Annotated in this window: 20 protein-coding genes; 9 read left to right on the forward strand and 11 right to left on the reverse strand. The window is 67.1% G+C overall.

Translation table 11 applies throughout. The features are described from left to right. Positions 1-22: 22 nt before the first annotated feature. The 3 genes from WDC82_RS10495 to WDC82_RS10505 all read right to left on the reverse strand — a co-directional run bounded on the left by WDC82_RS10495 (position 23) and on the right by WDC82_RS10505 (position 3,904). Entirely contained in the window at positions 23-847 is an 825-nt protein-coding gene (locus WDC82_RS10495; protein WP_340117251.1) for an alpha/beta hydrolase, read from the reverse strand. 48 nt (positions 848-895) lie between these two features. Next, positions 896-2,803 carry a TRAP transporter fused permease subunit gene (locus tag WDC82_RS10500; RefSeq protein WP_340117252.1) on the reverse strand — a complete coding sequence of 636 codons (1,908 nt, stop codon included), beginning with the start codon at positions 2,801-2,803 and terminating at the stop codon, positions 896-898. Positions 2,804-2,944: 141 nt separating this feature from the next. After that, positions 2,945-3,904, reverse strand: a complete 960-nt coding sequence (locus tag WDC82_RS10505; protein WP_340117253.1) for a TAXI family TRAP transporter solute-binding subunit — start codon at positions 3,902-3,904, stop codon at positions 2,945-2,947. A 146-nt stretch (positions 3,905-4,050) separates the two neighbouring features. Between WDC82_RS10505 and WDC82_RS10510 the strand changes: the two genes are divergently transcribed. Then, positions 4,051-4,947: a LysR family transcriptional regulator gene (locus tag WDC82_RS10510; protein WP_340117254.1), complete on the forward strand. Its 897-nt coding sequence runs from the start codon at positions 4,051-4,053 to the stop codon at positions 4,945-4,947. A 4-nt stretch (positions 4,948-4,951) separates the two neighbouring features. Here WDC82_RS10510 and mnmA read toward each other — a convergent pair whose 3' ends face one another. Then, complete coding sequence (gene mnmA, locus WDC82_RS10515) at positions 4,952-6,076, reverse strand: tRNA 2-thiouridine(34) synthase MnmA (protein WP_340117255.1); 1,125 nt, start codon at positions 6,074-6,076, stop codon at positions 4,952-4,954. A gap of 204 nt (positions 6,077-6,280) precedes the next feature. On the opposite strand from mnmA, the gene WDC82_RS10520 reads away from it, so the two are divergent. Together WDC82_RS10520 and WDC82_RS10525 are read left to right on the forward strand one after the other, a co-directional pair. Beyond that, the gene (locus WDC82_RS10520; RefSeq protein ID WP_340117256.1) at positions 6,281-7,285 is read left to right on the forward strand and encodes an aldo/keto reductase; all 1,005 of its coding nucleotides are present in this window, start codon (positions 6,281-6,283) and stop codon (positions 7,283-7,285) included. A gap of 18 nt (positions 7,286-7,303) precedes the next feature. Further along, positions 7,304-7,915, forward strand: a complete 612-nt coding sequence (locus WDC82_RS10525; protein WP_340117257.1) for a TetR family transcriptional regulator — start codon at positions 7,304-7,306, stop codon at positions 7,913-7,915. Here the strand turns inward: WDC82_RS10525 and WDC82_RS10530 are convergent. From WDC82_RS10530 to WDC82_RS10540, 3 genes are all read right to left on the reverse strand, one after another. After that, on the reverse strand, positions 7,909-8,244 hold the full coding sequence (locus tag WDC82_RS10530) for an Atu4866 domain-containing protein (protein ID WP_340117258.1): 336 nt from the start codon (positions 8,242-8,244) through the stop codon (positions 7,909-7,911). The genes WDC82_RS10525 and WDC82_RS10530 overlap by 7 nt on opposite strands. 95 nt (positions 8,245-8,339) lie before the next feature. Next, the gene (locus tag WDC82_RS10535; RefSeq protein WP_340117259.1) at positions 8,340-8,870 is read right to left on the reverse strand and encodes a nuclear transport factor 2 family protein; all 531 of its coding nucleotides are present in this window, start codon (positions 8,868-8,870) and stop codon (positions 8,340-8,342) included. Between the two features lie 77 nt (positions 8,871-8,947). Further along, positions 8,948-9,670 (reverse strand): SDR family oxidoreductase, encoded by a 723-nt coding sequence (locus tag WDC82_RS10540; protein WP_340117260.1) that lies wholly within the window; start codon positions 9,668-9,670, stop codon positions 8,948-8,950. A gap of 135 nt (positions 9,671-9,805) precedes the next feature. Between WDC82_RS10540 and WDC82_RS10545 the strand changes: the two genes are divergently transcribed. Further along, on the forward strand, positions 9,806-10,681 hold the full coding sequence (locus WDC82_RS10545) for a LysR family transcriptional regulator (protein WP_340117261.1): 876 nt from the start codon (positions 9,806-9,808) through the stop codon (positions 10,679-10,681). A gap of 22 nt (positions 10,682-10,703) precedes the next feature. Here WDC82_RS10545 and WDC82_RS10550 read toward each other — a convergent pair whose 3' ends face one another. Continuing rightward, positions 10,704-12,128: a hypothetical protein gene (locus tag WDC82_RS10550; protein WP_340117262.1), complete on the reverse strand. Its 1,425-nt coding sequence runs from the start codon at positions 12,126-12,128 to the stop codon at positions 10,704-10,706. A 150-nt stretch (positions 12,129-12,278) separates the two neighbouring features. On the opposite strand from WDC82_RS10550, the gene WDC82_RS10555 reads away from it, so the two are divergent. After that, a complete protein-coding gene (locus tag WDC82_RS10555; protein ID WP_340117263.1) occupies positions 12,279-12,776 on the forward strand; it encodes a DUF302 domain-containing protein in 498 nt (165 codons plus the stop codon). Between the two features lie 11 nt (positions 12,777-12,787). Here the strand turns inward: WDC82_RS10555 and WDC82_RS10560 are convergent, their stop codons facing one another. Then, entirely contained in the window at positions 12,788-13,240 is a 453-nt protein-coding gene (locus tag WDC82_RS10560) for a MarR family transcriptional regulator (RefSeq protein ID WP_340117264.1), read from the reverse strand. Positions 13,241-13,372: 132 nt separating this feature from the next. Here WDC82_RS10560 and WDC82_RS10565 point away from each other — a divergent pair, with 132 nt between their 5' ends. Genes WDC82_RS10565 through WDC82_RS10580 form a run of 4 tightly spaced genes read left to right on the forward strand, consistent with a single transcriptional unit; the run spans position 13,373 to position 15,189 of the window. Continuing rightward, positions 13,373-13,789 (forward strand): VOC family protein, encoded by a 417-nt coding sequence (locus tag WDC82_RS10565; RefSeq protein ID WP_340117265.1) that lies wholly within the window; start codon positions 13,373-13,375, stop codon positions 13,787-13,789. After that, entirely contained in the window at positions 13,786-14,286 is a 501-nt protein-coding gene (locus tag WDC82_RS10570) for a VOC family protein (protein WP_340117266.1), read from the forward strand. The genes WDC82_RS10565 and WDC82_RS10570 overlap by 4 nt, the downstream gene beginning before the upstream one ends. A gap of 11 nt (positions 14,287-14,297) precedes the next feature. Next, positions 14,298-14,813: a VOC family protein gene (locus WDC82_RS10575; RefSeq protein ID WP_340117267.1), complete on the forward strand. Its 516-nt coding sequence runs from the start codon at positions 14,298-14,300 to the stop codon at positions 14,811-14,813. A 4-nt stretch (positions 14,814-14,817) separates the two neighbouring features. Further along, positions 14,818-15,189, forward strand: a complete 372-nt coding sequence (locus WDC82_RS10580; protein ID WP_340117269.1) for a DUF1428 domain-containing protein — start codon at positions 14,818-14,820, stop codon at positions 15,187-15,189. Between the two features lie 51 nt (positions 15,190-15,240). Here the strand turns inward: WDC82_RS10580 and WDC82_RS10585 are convergent, their stop codons facing one another. Both WDC82_RS10585 and WDC82_RS10590 read right to left on the reverse strand, forming a co-directional pair. Further along, complete coding sequence (locus WDC82_RS10585; protein ID WP_340117270.1) at positions 15,241-15,738, reverse strand: MarR family winged helix-turn-helix transcriptional regulator; 498 nt, start codon at positions 15,736-15,738, stop codon at positions 15,241-15,243. Next, positions 15,738-16,592, reverse strand: coding sequence for a MipA/OmpV family protein (locus WDC82_RS10590; protein ID WP_340117271.1), 855 nt, complete (start codon positions 16,590-16,592; stop codon positions 15,738-15,740). Before WDC82_RS10590 ends, WDC82_RS10585 begins: the two co-directional genes overlap by 1 nt. Positions 16,593-16,664: the final 72 nt, after the last annotated feature.

The following is a 16,664-nucleotide window of genomic DNA, read 5'->3' on the forward strand; positions in this document are numbered from 1 at the left end:
TTTTGGGGCCGCGAGTGAAAGCCTATGCCGCCCAGGCGAAGGTGCGGCGGTACCAGGCCAGCACGATGTCGGCGCTCTTCTGCCAGTCGTCCTCCAGCATGAAGCAATGGCCGGAGCGGCGCAGGAAGTGATACTCGGCATCGAAAAAGCGCGCGGTGGCGTAGTCCAGCCCGTGCGGATGCAGGTCCAGATCGTCCTTGCCTGCGGCGATGCAGAGCGCCGGACCTGAGATGCTGGCGCGGTCGACCGGCACCTCCCGCAGGCGGCGGTCGTTCAGCCAGGTCGGGCTCTCCGCGTTCAGCAGGCCGCAGAGGCCGGCCACATCGTCCGGCTGGTGATTGATGAAGAAGCGCCTGGCCCCCTGGACGGCGTCCGGCGGCGAAACCAGCGCGTTCACGGGGAAGGGCGGCAGCCGGCGATGCTCGCCCACCCCGTTGGGGGGCGTCGGCGCCAGCAGTACGGTGCCCCGGGTCTCGTACAGCCCGGCCGCCAAGCCGGCAACGCCGGCGCCCAGACTGTGCCCGGCAATGACGATCGGACGCTCGAACGCGCGGCAGATCTCCACCACGTCGGCGGCCATATCCCGCATGCCGACGGTGGGTGCCAACCCCTCGCCCGCCAGCGCGCCGTGGCCGCGCAGATCGACCGCCCCCGCGGCGATGCCCTGGCGTTCCAGGTAATCCAGGTAGAAAGCAAAACACCAGGCACCGTGGAAGGCACCGTGCACGAAGAGGAGCAGCGGACGCTGCGGGTCGCGTTCCGCCCGCGGGGTGAGAAACACCCCCGCGGCGCCGACACGGCGGAAGCTCAGCCCGCCCATGATACCCTTGATCGTGTCAACGACCATGATAACGGTTCCTTGTCTTACGATAACAGCGTGCCGGAATGAAGGGGACTACAGGGAGTCGGTACCCGGCTTTAGGGTTGCCGTTCGTCGCCCGCGCAGCCAGGCTCCCCCCTGCACCGCGGCGGCGAACGCCAGGGCAGCGACGGCAAAGAGCGGCGGGCAGAGGATCGCCGCGGTACCCGCCGCGCAGAGCAACCAGCGCTCCAGGCGGCTCAGCGGCGTCAGCAGGTAGCCCGAGAAGCCGCCGCTGATGACAATGCAACCCAAGGCGGCAATCACGAAGGTATAGAGCGCGGCCTCCGTGCCCTCCATCAGCAGCAGGGCCGGCTGGAATACGAAGGCGAAGGGCAGGATGTACTTCACGATCGCGATGCGCATGGTGTGCAGGGCCACCTTCGTCCAAGGTGCCTCGGCGATGCCGGCTGCGACGAAGACGGCGGTGCAGACCGGCGGCGTGATGGCCGAGAGCGTCGCGAAGTAAAAGATGAACATATGCGCCTGCAGCTCGCTGAGCCCGACCGACTGCAGCGAGAGCGCGATCACCGAGGCGGCCAGCACGTAGGCGGCTGTCGTCGGCATACCCATGCCCATGATCATCACCACCGCGGCAGCCAGCAGGATGGAGAGGAACTGCGACCCCTCACCGAGACCCAGCACCACGTCGGAGAACTTAGCGCCGACGTTCACGATGTTGATGGTACCCACCAGCAGCCCGGCGACGGCCACCAGCACCGCCAGGGTCGCCAGCGGCATGGCCATGTGGTCGAGAATGCCGACCAGGGATTTCAGCCGCGCCGCCAGATCGCCCAGCGAGCGCGCTTTGACGAGATGCAGGGCCACCAGCAGCGCCAGCGCGCCCAGCACCGAGAGGCCCACCGAATAGCCGGCGACGATGGCGCCCAGCAAGGTCAGGAAGGGCAGCATGACCGGCGCCCAGACCGAAAACGGCGAGAGGCTGGAGAACGGCGGAATCTCCTCCTTCGGCAGGGCGCCGATACCCTGGCGCGCCGATTCGAAGTGGATGCTGAAGAACACACCGATGAAGAACAGCAGCGCCGGCACCAGCGCCACCAGCATCATGTGGGTGATCGGCACGTCCAGCATCTCGGCCATGAGAAACAGGCCGGCGCCCATCAGCGGCGGCGTGATCTGCCCCCCGGACGATGCGGTCGCCTCGACCCCTGCGGCGACCTCCGGGCGGTAGCCCAGGCGCTTCATCATGGGAATGGTGAAGTTGCCTGTCATCGCCACGTTGCTGACTGACGAACCGGTGATGGTGCCCATCGCCGCGGAGGCGATGACGGCGATCTTGGCCGGCCCGCCGCGATAGCGTCCGCCGACGCTCTTGGCCATGGTGATGAAGGTCTCAGCGGCGCCGGTCGACAGCATCGCGGAGCTGAAGGCGACGAAGAGGATCAGCATGGACACGAAGATGTCCATCAGCGTGCCCCAAATGCCGTCGGTGGACAGGAACAGCGATTCCACCAGCAGGTACCAGTGCACCTCGCCGTGGCCGAACTTGCCGCTCAGGTGATGACCGAAAACGGTGTAGAGGGTGAAGATGACGAAGAGAATCGCGAAAGCGAGTCCCAGCATGCGGCGGCTGAATTCGATCAGCACCACGATGAGGCCGACCCCCAGCGCCAGCGCCAGATCCGACGCCGCGTCCATGGTCAGCATGTAGTCCCAGTACTCGACGGCGGCGTAGAGACAAGCGCCCAGTGCCACCATCAGCAGCGCGATGTCGACCAGGGCCATGCCAGTGTTGCGGCGCTTGGCGACGAAGTGCAGCGTGGCGAGGATCAGGCAGCCGCCCAGGATGATGGCGCGGTGCTGGATATTGGGAAGCTGACCCAAGAACACGGACCAGCAGACATAGCCGAGCAGCAGGGCCACCAGCACGCGGGAGGTGGCTTTTGCCCAACCTTGCCCGGTAACGGTCTCGTCGCTGTTCATTCACTTCAGATCCTGCGGGACGGGGCGGTAGGAATGGCGATGAAATCGACCGAACCGCGGCGTCCATTGTGGGGGCGGGAGCGAGACGCCGCGCTATGGCGCAGCGTCCCTCCCTCATGGAAAGCCTAGAGGTGAGGCGCCCTAGCGCATTTCCGGCGGCAACAGGCGCTCCGGCACCTCCAGGCCCTTTTCCCGGTAATAGCGCACTGCCCCGGCGTGCAGCGGGTAGGCGGAAACCGCGAGGGTCTGCTGCAAGATATCCTTGTCGCGGATGGCACGCAGCGCCTGCTTTTGGCTGGCGATCCCTTCGTCCATGCCCTTGACGAGTTCGTAGGCGATCTCTTCTGACAGGTCGGCCGAGGCGACGAAGCCGATCCAGATGGCATGGGTGTAGAACGACGGCGCACCCTCGACGATGCCGGCCGGCATTTCCACGAAATCCATCCAGGGGATCTGCTGCTTGATCTTGGCGCGCTGCGCTTCGGTCCAGCCGACCGGCCACAGCGGCGTCGTCAGGTTGAGCTCCTCGGACTCGGCGTCCAGGCGGTCACTGCCGATTGCCTTCTGGCGACCCAGGCACTTGTCGTCCTTGATCGCATTCACCGCATCCTTGGAATCCGACAGGTAGAGATTCGGCGTGAAACCCATCTTGCGGATGATCAGGATCATGTTCTTTTCCTGCGACGATCCGCTCATGCCAGGGTGGAAGCACTTGCCGTTGAAGTCGGCGAAATTCTCGATGTGGGCATCCTTGCGCGCGGTGATCAGCTGCACCGCGGGCAGCGCCCACCACAGGACGCGGGTATCCTTGTAGCCGCTCTCTTCCAGGCTGGCGATCAGGTCAGGCGAGATGCCGGCGAACTTCAGGTCGCCCTGCTTCATCAGTGCCGCGTTCTTGGCGAAGCCGCCGGTCGACAGCACCGATATGCGTACCTTTTCGCTGGACTCGCTGATCGCGTTGGCGATGGCGGTGTAGTAGGGGAAAAAGGTCGAGGTCGGCGTCGAACCGCCCAGGTTGAGCTGCAAGGTTTCGGCCTGAGCCGCGGTGCCCATCATCAGCACGCCCGCACAGCCGACGGCCAGCCGCTTAAAAAATGTCATCGGGTCCTCCCATTCTATGGTTCCGCTCGGCGCTCGATCGTTGTCGAGCACGGGGGCCCGGACGGCCCAGCAAGCTGGCATAGAAGAAATCCATTAGGCATAGTTCCTTCAAACTAATATTCGGCAACGATTATGGAATTTTTGGAATGAATTGGAGTTTCGCCGACCTTGAGGGTTTCCTGACCGTGGCGGAAACCAAGAGTTTCCGCGCCTCAGCGGAGCGTCTCAACCTTACGGCCTCGGCGCTCAGCAAACGCATTCAGAAAATCGAAAAGGAACTCGGCAATGAGCTTTTCCAGCGCACCACGCGCCAGGTCCGCCTAACCTCCGCGGGCCAGGAGTTTCTGCCGATCGCGCGCAAGTTGCTTGCGGAACTCGACAGCTATCTCATGCAGGCGCACGGCACCGCCAGCCGCTACGACCGGCGCCTCGCCATCGGTTGCATTCCTTCGATGGCCGCAACCTTTCTCGCCCCCATCCTGGTGCCCTTCCACCGCGCGAACCCGACCACGCGCCTGCGGGTGTTCGACGGCAGCTACGGCGAGGTGGTCGAACGGGTGCGCAGCGGCGATGCCGAGTTTGCCATCAATTTTACCCTCGGCACCGAGAGCGAGGTGGATTTCCTGCCGCTGTTCAAGGACCCCTTCGTCATCGGCTGCGCCAAGTCGCACCCCCTGGCGAAGAAACGCAGCGTCACCTGGGCTGACATCACACGCTATCCCTGCGTCACCATCTCGCGCCATAGCGGCAACCGGTTGCTGCTGGATGTCGCCGCCTCCGACAGTGCACATCGCATCACCGGCTTCTACGAGGTCGACAACCTCTCCTCGGCGCTGGAGTTCGTGGAGGCCGGTCTCGGCATCTCCGTCCTGCCGCGCTACTCCTTCACCCGCTCCTACCTGAAGGGTGTCGCCATCAGGCCGATCGCGGGCCTCAAGGTACACCGCCAGATCGGCATCATGCAGCGGCCAGGCGCACCGCTGTCGCGCCATGCCGAGCAGTTGAAGGCGATGGTTCTGAAGGCCGCGGCGAAGCTGCCCTAGGGCTTCACGCCGCGAGGCGGGTTTCGGCGGCGGCGATCCAGCCGCCGCCCAGCACGCGGGTGCCGTCGTAGCAGACCGCCGCCTGGCCCGGCGAGATGCCGAACTGCGCCTCGTCGAGCATCACCTCGGCACCGCCGCCCGGCAGCGGATAGAGCGTCGCCGCCGCCGGTGCGCTGGCCGAGCGCAGCTTCACCTCGCAGCGCCGCCCCGACGCGTCCAGCGCTTCGCCGCCCAGCCAGTTGAGGTCGCGCAGGATAACGCGGTCGCGCGCCAGCGCCGCCTTGGGGCCGACGATGACGCGCTGGGTCTCCGGCTCCAGGCGCACGACGAACAGCGGCTCGGCCTCGCCGCCGACGCCCAGGCCGCGGCGCTGGCCGATGGTGTAGTGGATGATGCCCTTGTGACGGCCCATGACGCGGCCGTCGAGGTGCACGATCTCGCCGGGGTCGGCAGCACCGGGGCGCAGCTTCTGCACCACCTGGGCGTAGGAGCCCTGCGGCACGAAGCAGATGTCCTGGCTGTCGGGCTTGTCGGCGACGACGAGGCCGAAGCGCTCGGCCTCCGCCCGCACCCTGTCCTTCGCCATGCCGCCCAGTGGGAAGCGCAGGAAGCCGAGCTGCTCTGGCGTCGTCGCGAAAAGGAAATAGCTCTGGTCGCGCTTGGGATCGACGGCACGGTGCAGTTCCGCACCGGCGGGGCCCATCATGCGCTGCACGTAGTGGCCGGTCGCCAGACAATCGGCGCCCAGCTCGCGCGCCGTCGCCAGCAGGTCGCGGAACTTGACCGTCTGGTTGCAGTTCACGCAAGGGATCGGTGTCTCGCCGCGCAGGTAGCTGTCGGCGAAGTCCTCCATCACCGCGTCGCGGAAACGGCTCTCGTAGTCCAGCACGTAGTGCGGGATCCCCAGGCGCTCGGCCACCTGGCGGGCGTCGTAGATGTCCTGGCCGGCGCAGCAGGCACCCTTCTTGGCCAGCGCCATGCCGTGGTCGTAGAGCTGCAGGGTTATGCCCACCACCTCGAAGCCCTGAGCGTGCAGCAGCGCCGCCGTGACCGAGGAATCCACCCCGCCCGACATCGCCACCACCACGCGGGTCGCGCCCGCCGGCTTATCAAGTCCCAAAGCGTTCATGAGGCCGGAATATAGGCCCCCGGCGGGGGCGCGCAAGGGCCCGCCCGCCGGCCCGCTCCGGATCAATGAAGGATTTTAAATGACAGATATTGATTTTTGTTATTCAATCTCCACATGGGGGTCTCCGGGGCGCCGCGTCCCCCGGAACACTCCCGAAAAACGCGGGAAATCCGCGCTTTCCCCCCAAGACTGGAGCCTAAGCAGATGCAAAACGTGAAACTCGGCACCCACGGCCCCCTGGTCTCCCGCGCCGGTCTCGGCTGCATGGCCATGTCCGGCATGTACGGCCCCGCCGACCGCAAGGAGAGCCTGGCCACCATCCACGCCGCCCTCGAGGCCGGCGTCACCCTGCTGGACACCGGCGATTTCTACGGCATGGGCCACAACGAGCTGCTGATCGGCGAAGCCCTGAAGCAGCGCGACGGCGACAACGCCCTGGTCAGCGTGAAGTTCGGCGCCCTGCGCGATCCCGCCGGCGGCTTCTCCGGCTACGACGGGCGCCCGGCGGCCGTGAAGAACTTCCTCGCCTACTCCTTGCAGCGCCTGGGCCGCGACCACATCGACATCTACCGCCCCTCGCGCCTCGATCCCGATGTGCCCATCGAGGACACCATCGGCGCCATCGCCGAGATGGTGGAGGCTGGCACCGTGCGCTACATCGGCCTCTCCGAGGTCGGGCCGGAAACCATCCGCCGCGCCGCCGCGGTGCACCCGATCGTCGACCTGCAGATCGAGTACTCGCTGCTGTCGCGCGGCATCGAGCAGGAAATCCTGCCGCTGTGCCGCGAACTCGGCATCGCGGTCACCGCCTACGGCGTGCTGTCGCGCGGCCTTCTGAGCGGCCACTGGCAGGGCCCCAACGGCGAGAAGGACTTCCGCGCCTTCAGCCCGCGCTTCCAGGACGGCAACCTGGAGCGCAACCTGGAACTGGCGGCCGCCCTCGCCCGCCTGGCCGAGGAAAAGAACGCCACCGCGGCGCAGGCGGCCATCGCCTGGGTGCTGGCCCAGGGCGGCGACATCGTGCCGCTGATCGGCGCGCGCAACCGCCGGCGCCTGGAGGAGTCGCTGGAAGCGCTTGACCTGACGTTGACGGCGGACGACCTTGCCGCCATCGAACGGGCGGTGCCCAAGGACGCGGCGGCGGGCGCGCGCTATCCGGCGCCGCTGATGGCGATGCTCGACAGCGAAAAGGCGGCAAGCGCCAGCTAGCATGATCACAGGCAGCAGATGAACGAGTCGGTCCTGACGGCAGAGCAGATCCTCGACGCGGCGGAGCAGGTGCTCCGCCGCTACGGGCCCGCGAAGACCACGGTGGTCGACGTGGCGCGCGCGCTGGACGTCAGCCACGGTTCGATCTATCGCCACTTCCCCAGCAAGGCGGCGTTGCGCGACGCGGTGGCGGCGCGCTGGCTGCACCGCGTCTCCAAGCCCTTGCGCGCCATCGTCGAGGAAGACGGCCCGGCGCCAGAGCGCCTGCGCCGCTGGTTCGACGCCCTCCTCGCCATCAAGCGGGCAAAGATCCTCGACGATCCGGAGCTCTTCGCCACCTATCACGGCATGATCATGGACGCCCGCAGCGCGGTGGAGGCGCACGTCGAAGAACTGGTCGGGCAAATCACCGAGATCATCGACGACGGCGCAAAGCGCGGCGAATTCGCCGCCGCCGATCCGCGGCGCACGGCGGAGGCGCTGTTCCAGGCGACCGTCCGCTTCCACAACCCGATGCACGCACCGGAGTGGCGCGATCCCAACATCGACCGCGACTTCGATGCCTTGTGGGCTCTCGTGACCGCGGGGCTTGGGGCGACCGGAAAGACCAAGGCGCGCCCACATCAGTGATCGGGGGCGGGCGGATGTTCGCGCCGATAGAGGATCATGCCGCCGTGATGGAGAACGCCGTCGATGAAGTCGCCGTCGGCGGTGAAACCGGTGTCGTCCCAATACTCGATGTGATCGCCGGTCACCTCGTAGCGGCCTTCATAGGCGCGTTCGCGGTTGCCACGGGCCTCGACGTAGCGGCCGTTCGGCAGCAACTCGTGGCGGACATGGCCATCCTCTGTGACCCATAGGCCTGCATAGGGGTGGTCGGCTTGCATCTTTCCATTCTCGGCTTGGACCGGATGTGCCAGCACGGCGACGGTCGTGATGATTGCGAAGAGCTTTTGCATGGACAGCCTCCTTGTTGCTCACCTTCCTGCCGGCCCGGCAGGGGGAGAGCCGCGGCAGAAACCGCGGCTCCCGTGAGCGCATGCCTGTGCCGCGATCAGTCTTCACGCGGCTTGTTGTTGTCGACGACCTCCTGGTAGGCGACGAGATCCAGGAAGGCTTCCGCCTGGATGACCTTTCCGTCCGCCATCCTGAAGATCCACACGAACTGGTTCTCATAAGGAGCGCCCGAGGTCGTGGTGGCCGAGCCGTCGAAACGGATGATCACCGTGTCGCCCTCGGCCCAGATCTCGTGCACGTCCGGCACGACCGGCGTCGCCAGGCGGCTGGTGAGCGGCCCCGAGGCCCGCTCAATGAAATCGTCGACGCCGTTGTAGGTGCCGGCCACCGGCCCGGAGCCGTGGATCGTCCACACCACGTCTGCGGCCAGGAGGTCGGCGAAGACATAGCGCCCTCCGGCCCAGTCCGCGAAAGCGTCGCGCACGACGGCTTCATTCCGTGTGGTGATTTCGGCCTCTGTGGCCGGCGTATCGGCCCGCGCCGAGCCCAAGGCGACCGCCAAGGCCGAAGCAACCAGCAGCACGCGACCCGGACCGGCCAAGCGGCCCGCAAGGGGAGAAAGTGTCATCGGATCGTTCCTTTCCTGATGGGTTCAGAACTGACAGGGCCCGCTATGCTTCTTGCGGAACAGCGGGCCATGCCGCCTCACCGCGGCGACGCCGTCGGTCGGATCGTGATCTCTGTCGTATCGACGCCCTCGGGCGCTTCGATCACCTGCCTGACGGCTCTGGCGATATCGGCCGGCTGCAGCGCGATGGCGCGATAGTCCTCCATCACGGCCTTGGTCTCTTCATGGGTGATGGTCGAGGCGAGCTCGCTCTCCACCACGCCGGGATTGACGCAGGTAACGCGGATATCGGCGCTCTCCTGCCGCAGCCCATCCGAGATGGCGCGCACCGCGAACTTCGTCGCGCAATAAACGGCGGCGGTGGGCACCACCGACAGCGCGCCGATGGAGGCGATGTTGATGATCTGGCCGCTGCGCTGGGCCTCCATCGCCGGCAGCACGGCGCCGATCCCCCACAGCACGCCCTTGATGTTGACGTCCACCATGCGCTCCCACTCGTCCTGCTTGCCCGCCGACAGCGGCGAGAGCGGCATCACGCCGGCGTTGTTCACCAGGACGTCGATGCGCCCCCAGGTGTCGAGGGCGGTCTGCGCGAAAGCGGCCATCGATGCGCGATCGGTCACGTCGAGCGCGCGGGCCTGGGCGTTTCCGCCCGCCCTGCGGATCTCCTCGGCCAGGGCCTCGATGCGGTCGGTGCGGCGCGCGCCGAGCAGGAGCTTTGCCCCGGCCGATCCGAGCTCGCGGGCGATCCCCGCCCCGATGCCGCTGGAGGCACCGGTAACCAGAACAACTTTGTCCATCGTGGTCTCCATCCTTCAAAGTCCCGCCTTCAAGTCCCGCGGAAGATGGATCATCAGATGGATGCGCTTTACCGTCGCTACCAGCTATCCTTTGCTGGACAATTCGGTTAGCATGGCTGGACAATGAAGCTCGATATGAACCTTCTGCCGCTGTTCCTGACCGTGGCCGAAGAAGACAACTTCCGTGCCGCGGCCGACCGCCTGGGCGTGACCCGTTCGGCCGTCAGCCAGGGCATCCGGCGTCTGGAAGATGCTGTCGGCACCCTGCTCGTCAGCCGTACGACGCGTTCCGTACACCTGAGCGAAGCGGGAGAACGCCTGCGCGATGCTCTGTCGCGGCCGATGGCCGACATTGCCGAAGCGCTCGAGCGCGTGAGCGGCGAAGCGGCGCCGCGCGGCCTGCTGCGGATCGCAGCCACCTCGATCGCCGAGCGGTTCCTTTCCGGTCCGCTCATCGCTTCCTTCGCACAGGCGCATCCCGGCGTCACGATCGACGTCACCGTCACGGACGATGAGTTCGACATCGTCGCCGCCGGCTTCGATGCGGGCGTGCGCCTCGGCGAAGTGATCGAACAGGACATGGTTGCGGTGCCGCTGACGGGCGACCAGCGCGAAGTGGCCGTTGCGGCCCCCGGTTATATCGCGGCGCATGGCGCGCCACGGCATCCGCGCGACCTGCTCGATCACCGATGCATCGGTTGGCGACCGGCCCTGAATGTCGCCCCCTACCGCTGGGAATTCGAAGAGAACGGCGTTCCCTTCGACATTGCCGTCGAGCCTCAGATCACGACCAACGATCTGCGCCTCATGATCCGCGCCGCTGTCAGCGGGGGCGGCATTACCTTCGCACCGGAAGAGACGTTCCGCCCCTACTTGGAGTCCGGCGAACTGGTCCCGCTGCTGCAGGACTTCCTGCCGCCGTTTCCCGGCTTTTTCCTCTACTTTCCAAGCCGCCGAAACATGCCGCCCAAGCTGCGCGCCTTGATCGATCATGTGCGGCAGGGGCGCTGATAGGAGGCTTAAAAAAAGCCCGCTACTCGGCCTTCAGAATCTCCACCAGGCGGTCCAGCGGCTGCGGCCGGCGGGCGAGGTCGAAGGCGACGGTGAAATGCCCCTGGTTGCGCAGGAAGAGGTTGGCCGGCGGCACCTGCCAGCGGCGCGCCAGTGCGAGGCCGCCGTCAAAGGGTGTGAGGTCGTCGGCCTCGCCCAGGGCCATGACGATTTTGTCCGGCGCCATTACCGCTTCGCCGCGCGGCTCCATCAGCGGCAGGTAGCGGTCGATGTCGTCGAGGCTCCAGCCCTTTTCCCGCAACCGATCCGGCAGGCCGATGGCGGCGGCGAGGCTGCCCTGGAAGGCGACGCCGTGCAGGCTTTCGCTGCAGGCGATGAGGATCAGCGCGTCGGGGCGCAGGGCCGCCGGCCAGTCGCGGGCCGCCACCGCGGAGAGCTGGCTGGTCAGGGCACCCAGGCTGACGCCGCCGATGGCGACCTTCGAACTTCCCTGTCCCCCACTCCGCCGCCGCGCCCAGTCGACATAGACCGGCATCTCGGCGCCCCAGGCGGCGAACAGCTTGAGGAAACCGAGCGGCCCCTGGGCCATGGCCGGCTCGCCGCCGAAGGTGCCGGGCAGCCGGCGGCGGCCGTGCCAGGGGCCTTCAGGGCGAATGATGCGCAGCCCCTTCAGGGCCAGCGCGGGCGTGATGTCGATGCTGTCCATCGACGCCCCCCAATGTTCGCTTTCCACGCAGATGCCGTGCAGCGAAATCAGCGTCGGCGGATTGGTGACCCCCTCCGGCTCGATCACCTGGGCCCAGGCGGTGTCGCCGGGCAGTCCCGGCGCGGGAAAGCGGATCCAGCTCTGCCAGCCGAAGGCGCAGCGCACCGGATGCGACTGCTCCACCGCCGGCATGCCGTCGCGCCGGATGCAGGTGCCGCCGTCGCCCAGCAGCGCCTGCGGGCTGGGCATGTCCTCCGGCCGCGGCAGCTCCCAGCGCAGCCGGGGCACTCGCTTGCGGATGCAGAGGAAGAAGCGCCGCGCGGCCATCAGGTTATGCGAGGCCTTGCGGCGCGCGATCTCCGCCGCCACCAGGGCCGCCGCCGGCGGCGGCGCCTCAGCCGCCCCTGAGGCGAAAAAGAGATCGCGCCAATGGGCCTCCGCCCCGGCATGGACCTGCGCCAGTTCCCGGGTCGCCGCCAAGGCGCGCCGCAGCCGCCGGCCGCAGAGCCCGCCGGGAAAGTCCGCCAGGCCGAGGGCTTCGGCGAAAGCCGCGCCGTCGCCGCCGCATTCAAGGGCGGCCGCCCAGGCGCGCGACAGCGGGAAGTACCACTGCGGTACCAGCTTCACCGCCAGGCGGTCGTACCACGGCCGCATGACGAGGGCGCCCAGCGGGCCCCACTTCATGGGCGAGGGCAGCGGCGCCGGCAGGCGCGCGGCGGCGTCCATCGGTGGCAGGGTCACGGCAGGCGCGGTTGCAGGAGAATCGTCCGGAGTCATCGTGCCGGAGCATAGCCGCTGGCGGGCGATTTCACAGGGATTTTACCCGGCTTGATTTTACCCGCGGCGGCCGGGCTGGCAGCTAGAGAGATGCACCGCAAAGGAGCCCCCGCGATGACCCCGCGTTTCCTCGCCGCCGTTCTCCTGCTTGCCGCGCTCGCGGTCACCTCCGCGCCCTTCTCCACCGCGCGGGCCGAGATGCCGGCGGCACTGGAGGGCTGGCAAATCACGAAGACGGTCCACGGCTACGCCGACCTGGTTTCCCGCCTGGAGCAGGCCATCAAGACCAACAAGATGGGCCTGGTGGCGCGCGCCAGCGCCACCGTCGGCGCCAAGCAGATGCTGGACAAGGACATCCCCGGCAACACGGTGATCGGCGTCTACCGCCCGGACTTCGCCGTGCGCATGCTGGAGGCCAGCACCGCCGCCGGCATCGAGGCGCCGATCCGCTTCTACGTGACCGAGAACGCCGACGGCAGCGCGACCCTCAGCTACAAGACCCCGAGCACCGTCTTCGCGCCCTACGCGGACGGCGGCCAGGCATTGAAGGACCTGGCGGCGGAGCTGGACGCCATCTTCGCCAGGATCGCCGCCGACGCGGTGGGCGGCTAGAGCCCCTCTCCTCACCCCTGCCCGAAAGTCAGCGCCAGCAGGTCCCGGCGCAGCGCCTCCGGGCTTTCGCCGCGCAGCAGCTTGTCGACCGCGTCGTGAGTGGTTCGCCAGATCGGCACCGCTTGGGCCAGCACGTCGCGGCCGGCCTCGGTGAGCGCCAGGCGGCGGCTGCGCTTGTCCTCCGGATCGGGGGTCACCGTCAGCAGCCCGCGCCTTTCCAGCGGCTTCAGCGCGGCGGTCAGCGTCGTGCGGTCCATCGCCAGCAGACGCGCCACCTCGCCCATGCGCGGGGGCTTCGGGCGGTTCAAGGAAACCAAAAGGGAGTACTGCCCGTTGGTAATGCCGGCGGGCTTCAAAGCCTCGTCGAAACGCCGGCCGATGGCGCGCGCCGCGCGCTGCAGATGCAGGCAAAGGCAGCGGTCGCGGACCTCATGCGTAACGCTCAGGGGCAGGTCATCTCTCATGAGAATATTTTATGTTGATATCAACATATTTGTCAATTAAAGTCCGCGCCCTGAAGCCCCCTTAAGCGATGAAAAAGAGCGCCCCCTGAAGACGCCTCCCCCCCATCATCAAGACAGGAAGTTGCTCGAATCATGAAAGTTTACATCAACTTACCAGTCGACGACCTGGCCCGCTCGCGGGCCTTCTTCGCGGCGCTCGGCTTTTCCTTCAACGAGGCCTTCAGCGACGACACCGCGCTGGGCATGGAGATCAACGAGCACTGCGCGGCCATGCTGCTGACCAAGGCGAAGTTCGCCCCCTTCACGCCGCGCCCCATCGCCGATGCCGGCAAGACCACCGAGGTGCTGACGGCGCTGCAGCTGGAGAGCCGCGAGGCGGTCGACGCCATGGTGGCGACGGCGCTGGCCAACGGCGGCACGGCGGTGCGCGCGCCCGAGGACCACGGCTTCATGTACGGCCACGCCTTCGCCGATCCCGACGGCCACATCTGGGAGCCGTTCTGGATGAATGCTGAGGCCTTCGAGAAAGCGAAGGAGGATGCGGCATGACCATCGTGGAAAAGAAATTCGGTGCGAACGCCGAGCACGTGAAAGTGCGCACTTGCCTGGGGTTCAACGGCAACGGTCACGAGGCGGCCGAGTTCTACATCTCGCTGCTGCCCGGCAGCTTCATCGAGAGCGCCTTCACGCCGGACGAGAACGCGCCGCCGCTGGTGGTCGAGTTCACCCTGGCCGGCGCGCCTTACATGATCCTGAACGGCGGGCCGAAGTTCCAGCCTTCCATCGCCGCCTCCATCTCGGTGCTGACCAAGGACCAGGCCGAGACCGACCGGCTGTGGGCGGCGCTCACCGCCGACGGCGGCGCCGAAGGTCACTGCTCCTGGCTCACCGACAAGTACGGCATCTCCTGGCAGATCGTGCCGGAGATTTTGCCGGTCCTGTTCAGCGACGACGACAAGGCCGCCGCCGGGCGCGCCTTCCAGGCCATGACGCAGATGCGCAAGATCGATATCGCCGCGGTGGAAGCGGCCTTCAACGCCAAATGATGGAGACGACGATGACCAGTCAGAACAAGGCTGCCCCAAACAAAGCGGCTGAAGCAGCCGCCGCCCAAGGTGTCCATTCCCTCAGCCCGCACCTCGTCTGCCGCGACGCCCGAAAGGCGATCGACTTCTACAAGACGGCACTCGGCGCCGAAGAGCTGATCGTCCTCCCCGCCCCCGACGGCAAGATCATGCACGCCTGCCTCCGAATCAACGGCTCGTCGGTCATGCTGGTCGACGAGAATGTCGGCTGCGGCGCGGCCTCGCCGCAGCACCTCGGCGGCTCGCCGGTCACCCTGCACCTCATCGTCGACGACGCCGATGCCGTGGCGGCGCGCGCCGTCGCCGCCGGCGCCAAGATCGTCATGCCTGTCGCCGACCAGTTCTGGGGCGACCGCTACGGCGTGATCGCGGATCCCTTCGGTCACCAGTGGTCGGTCGCGACGCCGGGCGAGAACGCGCCGCGCAGCGCCGAGGAATTGCAGGCGGCGGCCCGGAAGGCTTTCGCCGAGATGAGCGCGGGGAGCTGAAGCGATGAGCCACAAGAACGGGACTTACGTCGACGGATTTCTGCTGCCCGTGCCGACGGCGGACAAGGAGACCTACCGCCGGATGGCGGAGGACGTGGCCGTCCTGTTCAAGGAACACGGCGCCCTGTCGCTGGTCGAGTGCTGGGGCGACGACGTGCCCGAAGGCAAGCTGAACTCTTTCCACACCGCGGTGCTGCGCAAGCCGGAGGAGACCGTCGTCTTCGCCTGGATCACCTGGCCGTCGAAGGCGGCGCGCGACGACGCCATGAAGAAGAACATGATGGACGACCCGCGCATGAAGGCGTGGGAAGGCAAGGTTCCCTTCGACGGCAAGCGGATGATCTTCGGCGGCTTCGACGTGCTGGTAGATGCCTGACCCCCTTGATCACCTGACGGGGCGCCATCGCGGCAGCCTTGGGCGGCCCTGCTACGGCTCTCCGAAGGCAAGGGCGAGCAGGTCGCCGCGCAGGGCGCCGGCGTCGCTGCCGGCCAGCAGCTGGCTGAGCGACTCATGAACGCTGCGCCAGGCCGCCAAGGCCTGTGCCAGCAACAGGAAGCCGGCCGTCGTCAGCTGCAGGCGGTATCCATGTTCTTCAAACGGGTCGGACTCCACGGTCAGCAAGCCGCGGCGCTCCAGCGGCGCCAGCGCCGCGACCAGAACGTCGGGCTCCATCACCAGGAGGCGCTCCAACTCCACGGCGCGCGGCGGCTGCGGCCGGCTCAGCATGACCAGCAGCGAATATTCGCCGCTGGTCAGGCCGAGGGGCTTCAGCGCCGCGTCGAAGCGGTCCGCGACGGCCCGCGCCGCTGCCTGCAGATGCAGGCAGAAGCAACGGTCGCGTACCTCATAGGCCGCGACGAACAGCCAGTCGTCAGGCGGGCTGGAGGCCATCTGCACCTGCGGAACGGCGGGTGAGCCCAACATCAGAATTGATACACGACGGCGAGACCGGCGATGCCTTGCCCGGCGCTTCCCTCGTCGTCGACGATGGGACTGTCGGCGGCATCGCCGACCAGCCGGGTGTAGCCCGCAAAACCCATGACGCCCCAATGCTCGCTCAGCTGATAGCTCACATCGAGCGAAATGCCGACATCCTGGAGACCGCCATCGGGATTGTAAGCGGAAAGGCCGCTGCGCGCCGCGTCGGCAGTGTCGATGCCGAAGTAGGTATCGGCATAGTCGCCGTCGCCGAAGGTCGCGGCAATGCCGAGGCCGACGCGCAGCCGTTCCAGCGGCGAGAAGCTGTAGGTCGGGCCCAACGATACCGTGGTGCCCTTGGCGTCATTGCTGGTGCCGGTTTTCACGTCCACCCCGAAGGCCAGCTCGTCGCTCGGGTGAATCAGCTCGTAGAGCGACACTTTGATGAAGGCACCGACCTCGACCGTATCGTCGATATCCCGCAGGGCGTCGACGCGATCGTTCTTCACGTCGTCCCGGCCGCCCCGCAGTCCGACGATCGGGCCGAACTCCCATCGCGAAAGCGGCGATAGGTTGGCGCGCAGCTCCAGTCCCTGGATCTCCAGGTAGTAGTTGTCATAGCCGAGCTTTCCGGCGATCAGCGGCGCCGCCTCATAATCCTCGGAGCCCTCGTACTCGGGGACGGCAACGGCGCCCGCGGCCAGATAACCGTTCCATCCGCTGTCCGCAGCCATGGATGAGGGCTCGCCTTGCGGCGCCGCCACGGGGTCTTCCGCCCTCGCCGCGGTTCCCCGCGACATGCAGACCAACAGAACCGCCGAGCACAGCAGCACGGCACGCGACACGCTTGCAGCGACCATCAATAATTCCTCGTCTTGGTTAACGGCTTGATTTGCGTTCCTACGATTCCGCGACCCCTCTCACCGTGGCGT

The organism is Pelagibius sp. 7325 (assembly GCF_037652055.1).
In the GTDB taxonomy this organism is placed as follows: domain Bacteria; phylum Pseudomonadota; class Alphaproteobacteria; order Kiloniellales; family Kiloniellaceae; genus Pelagibius.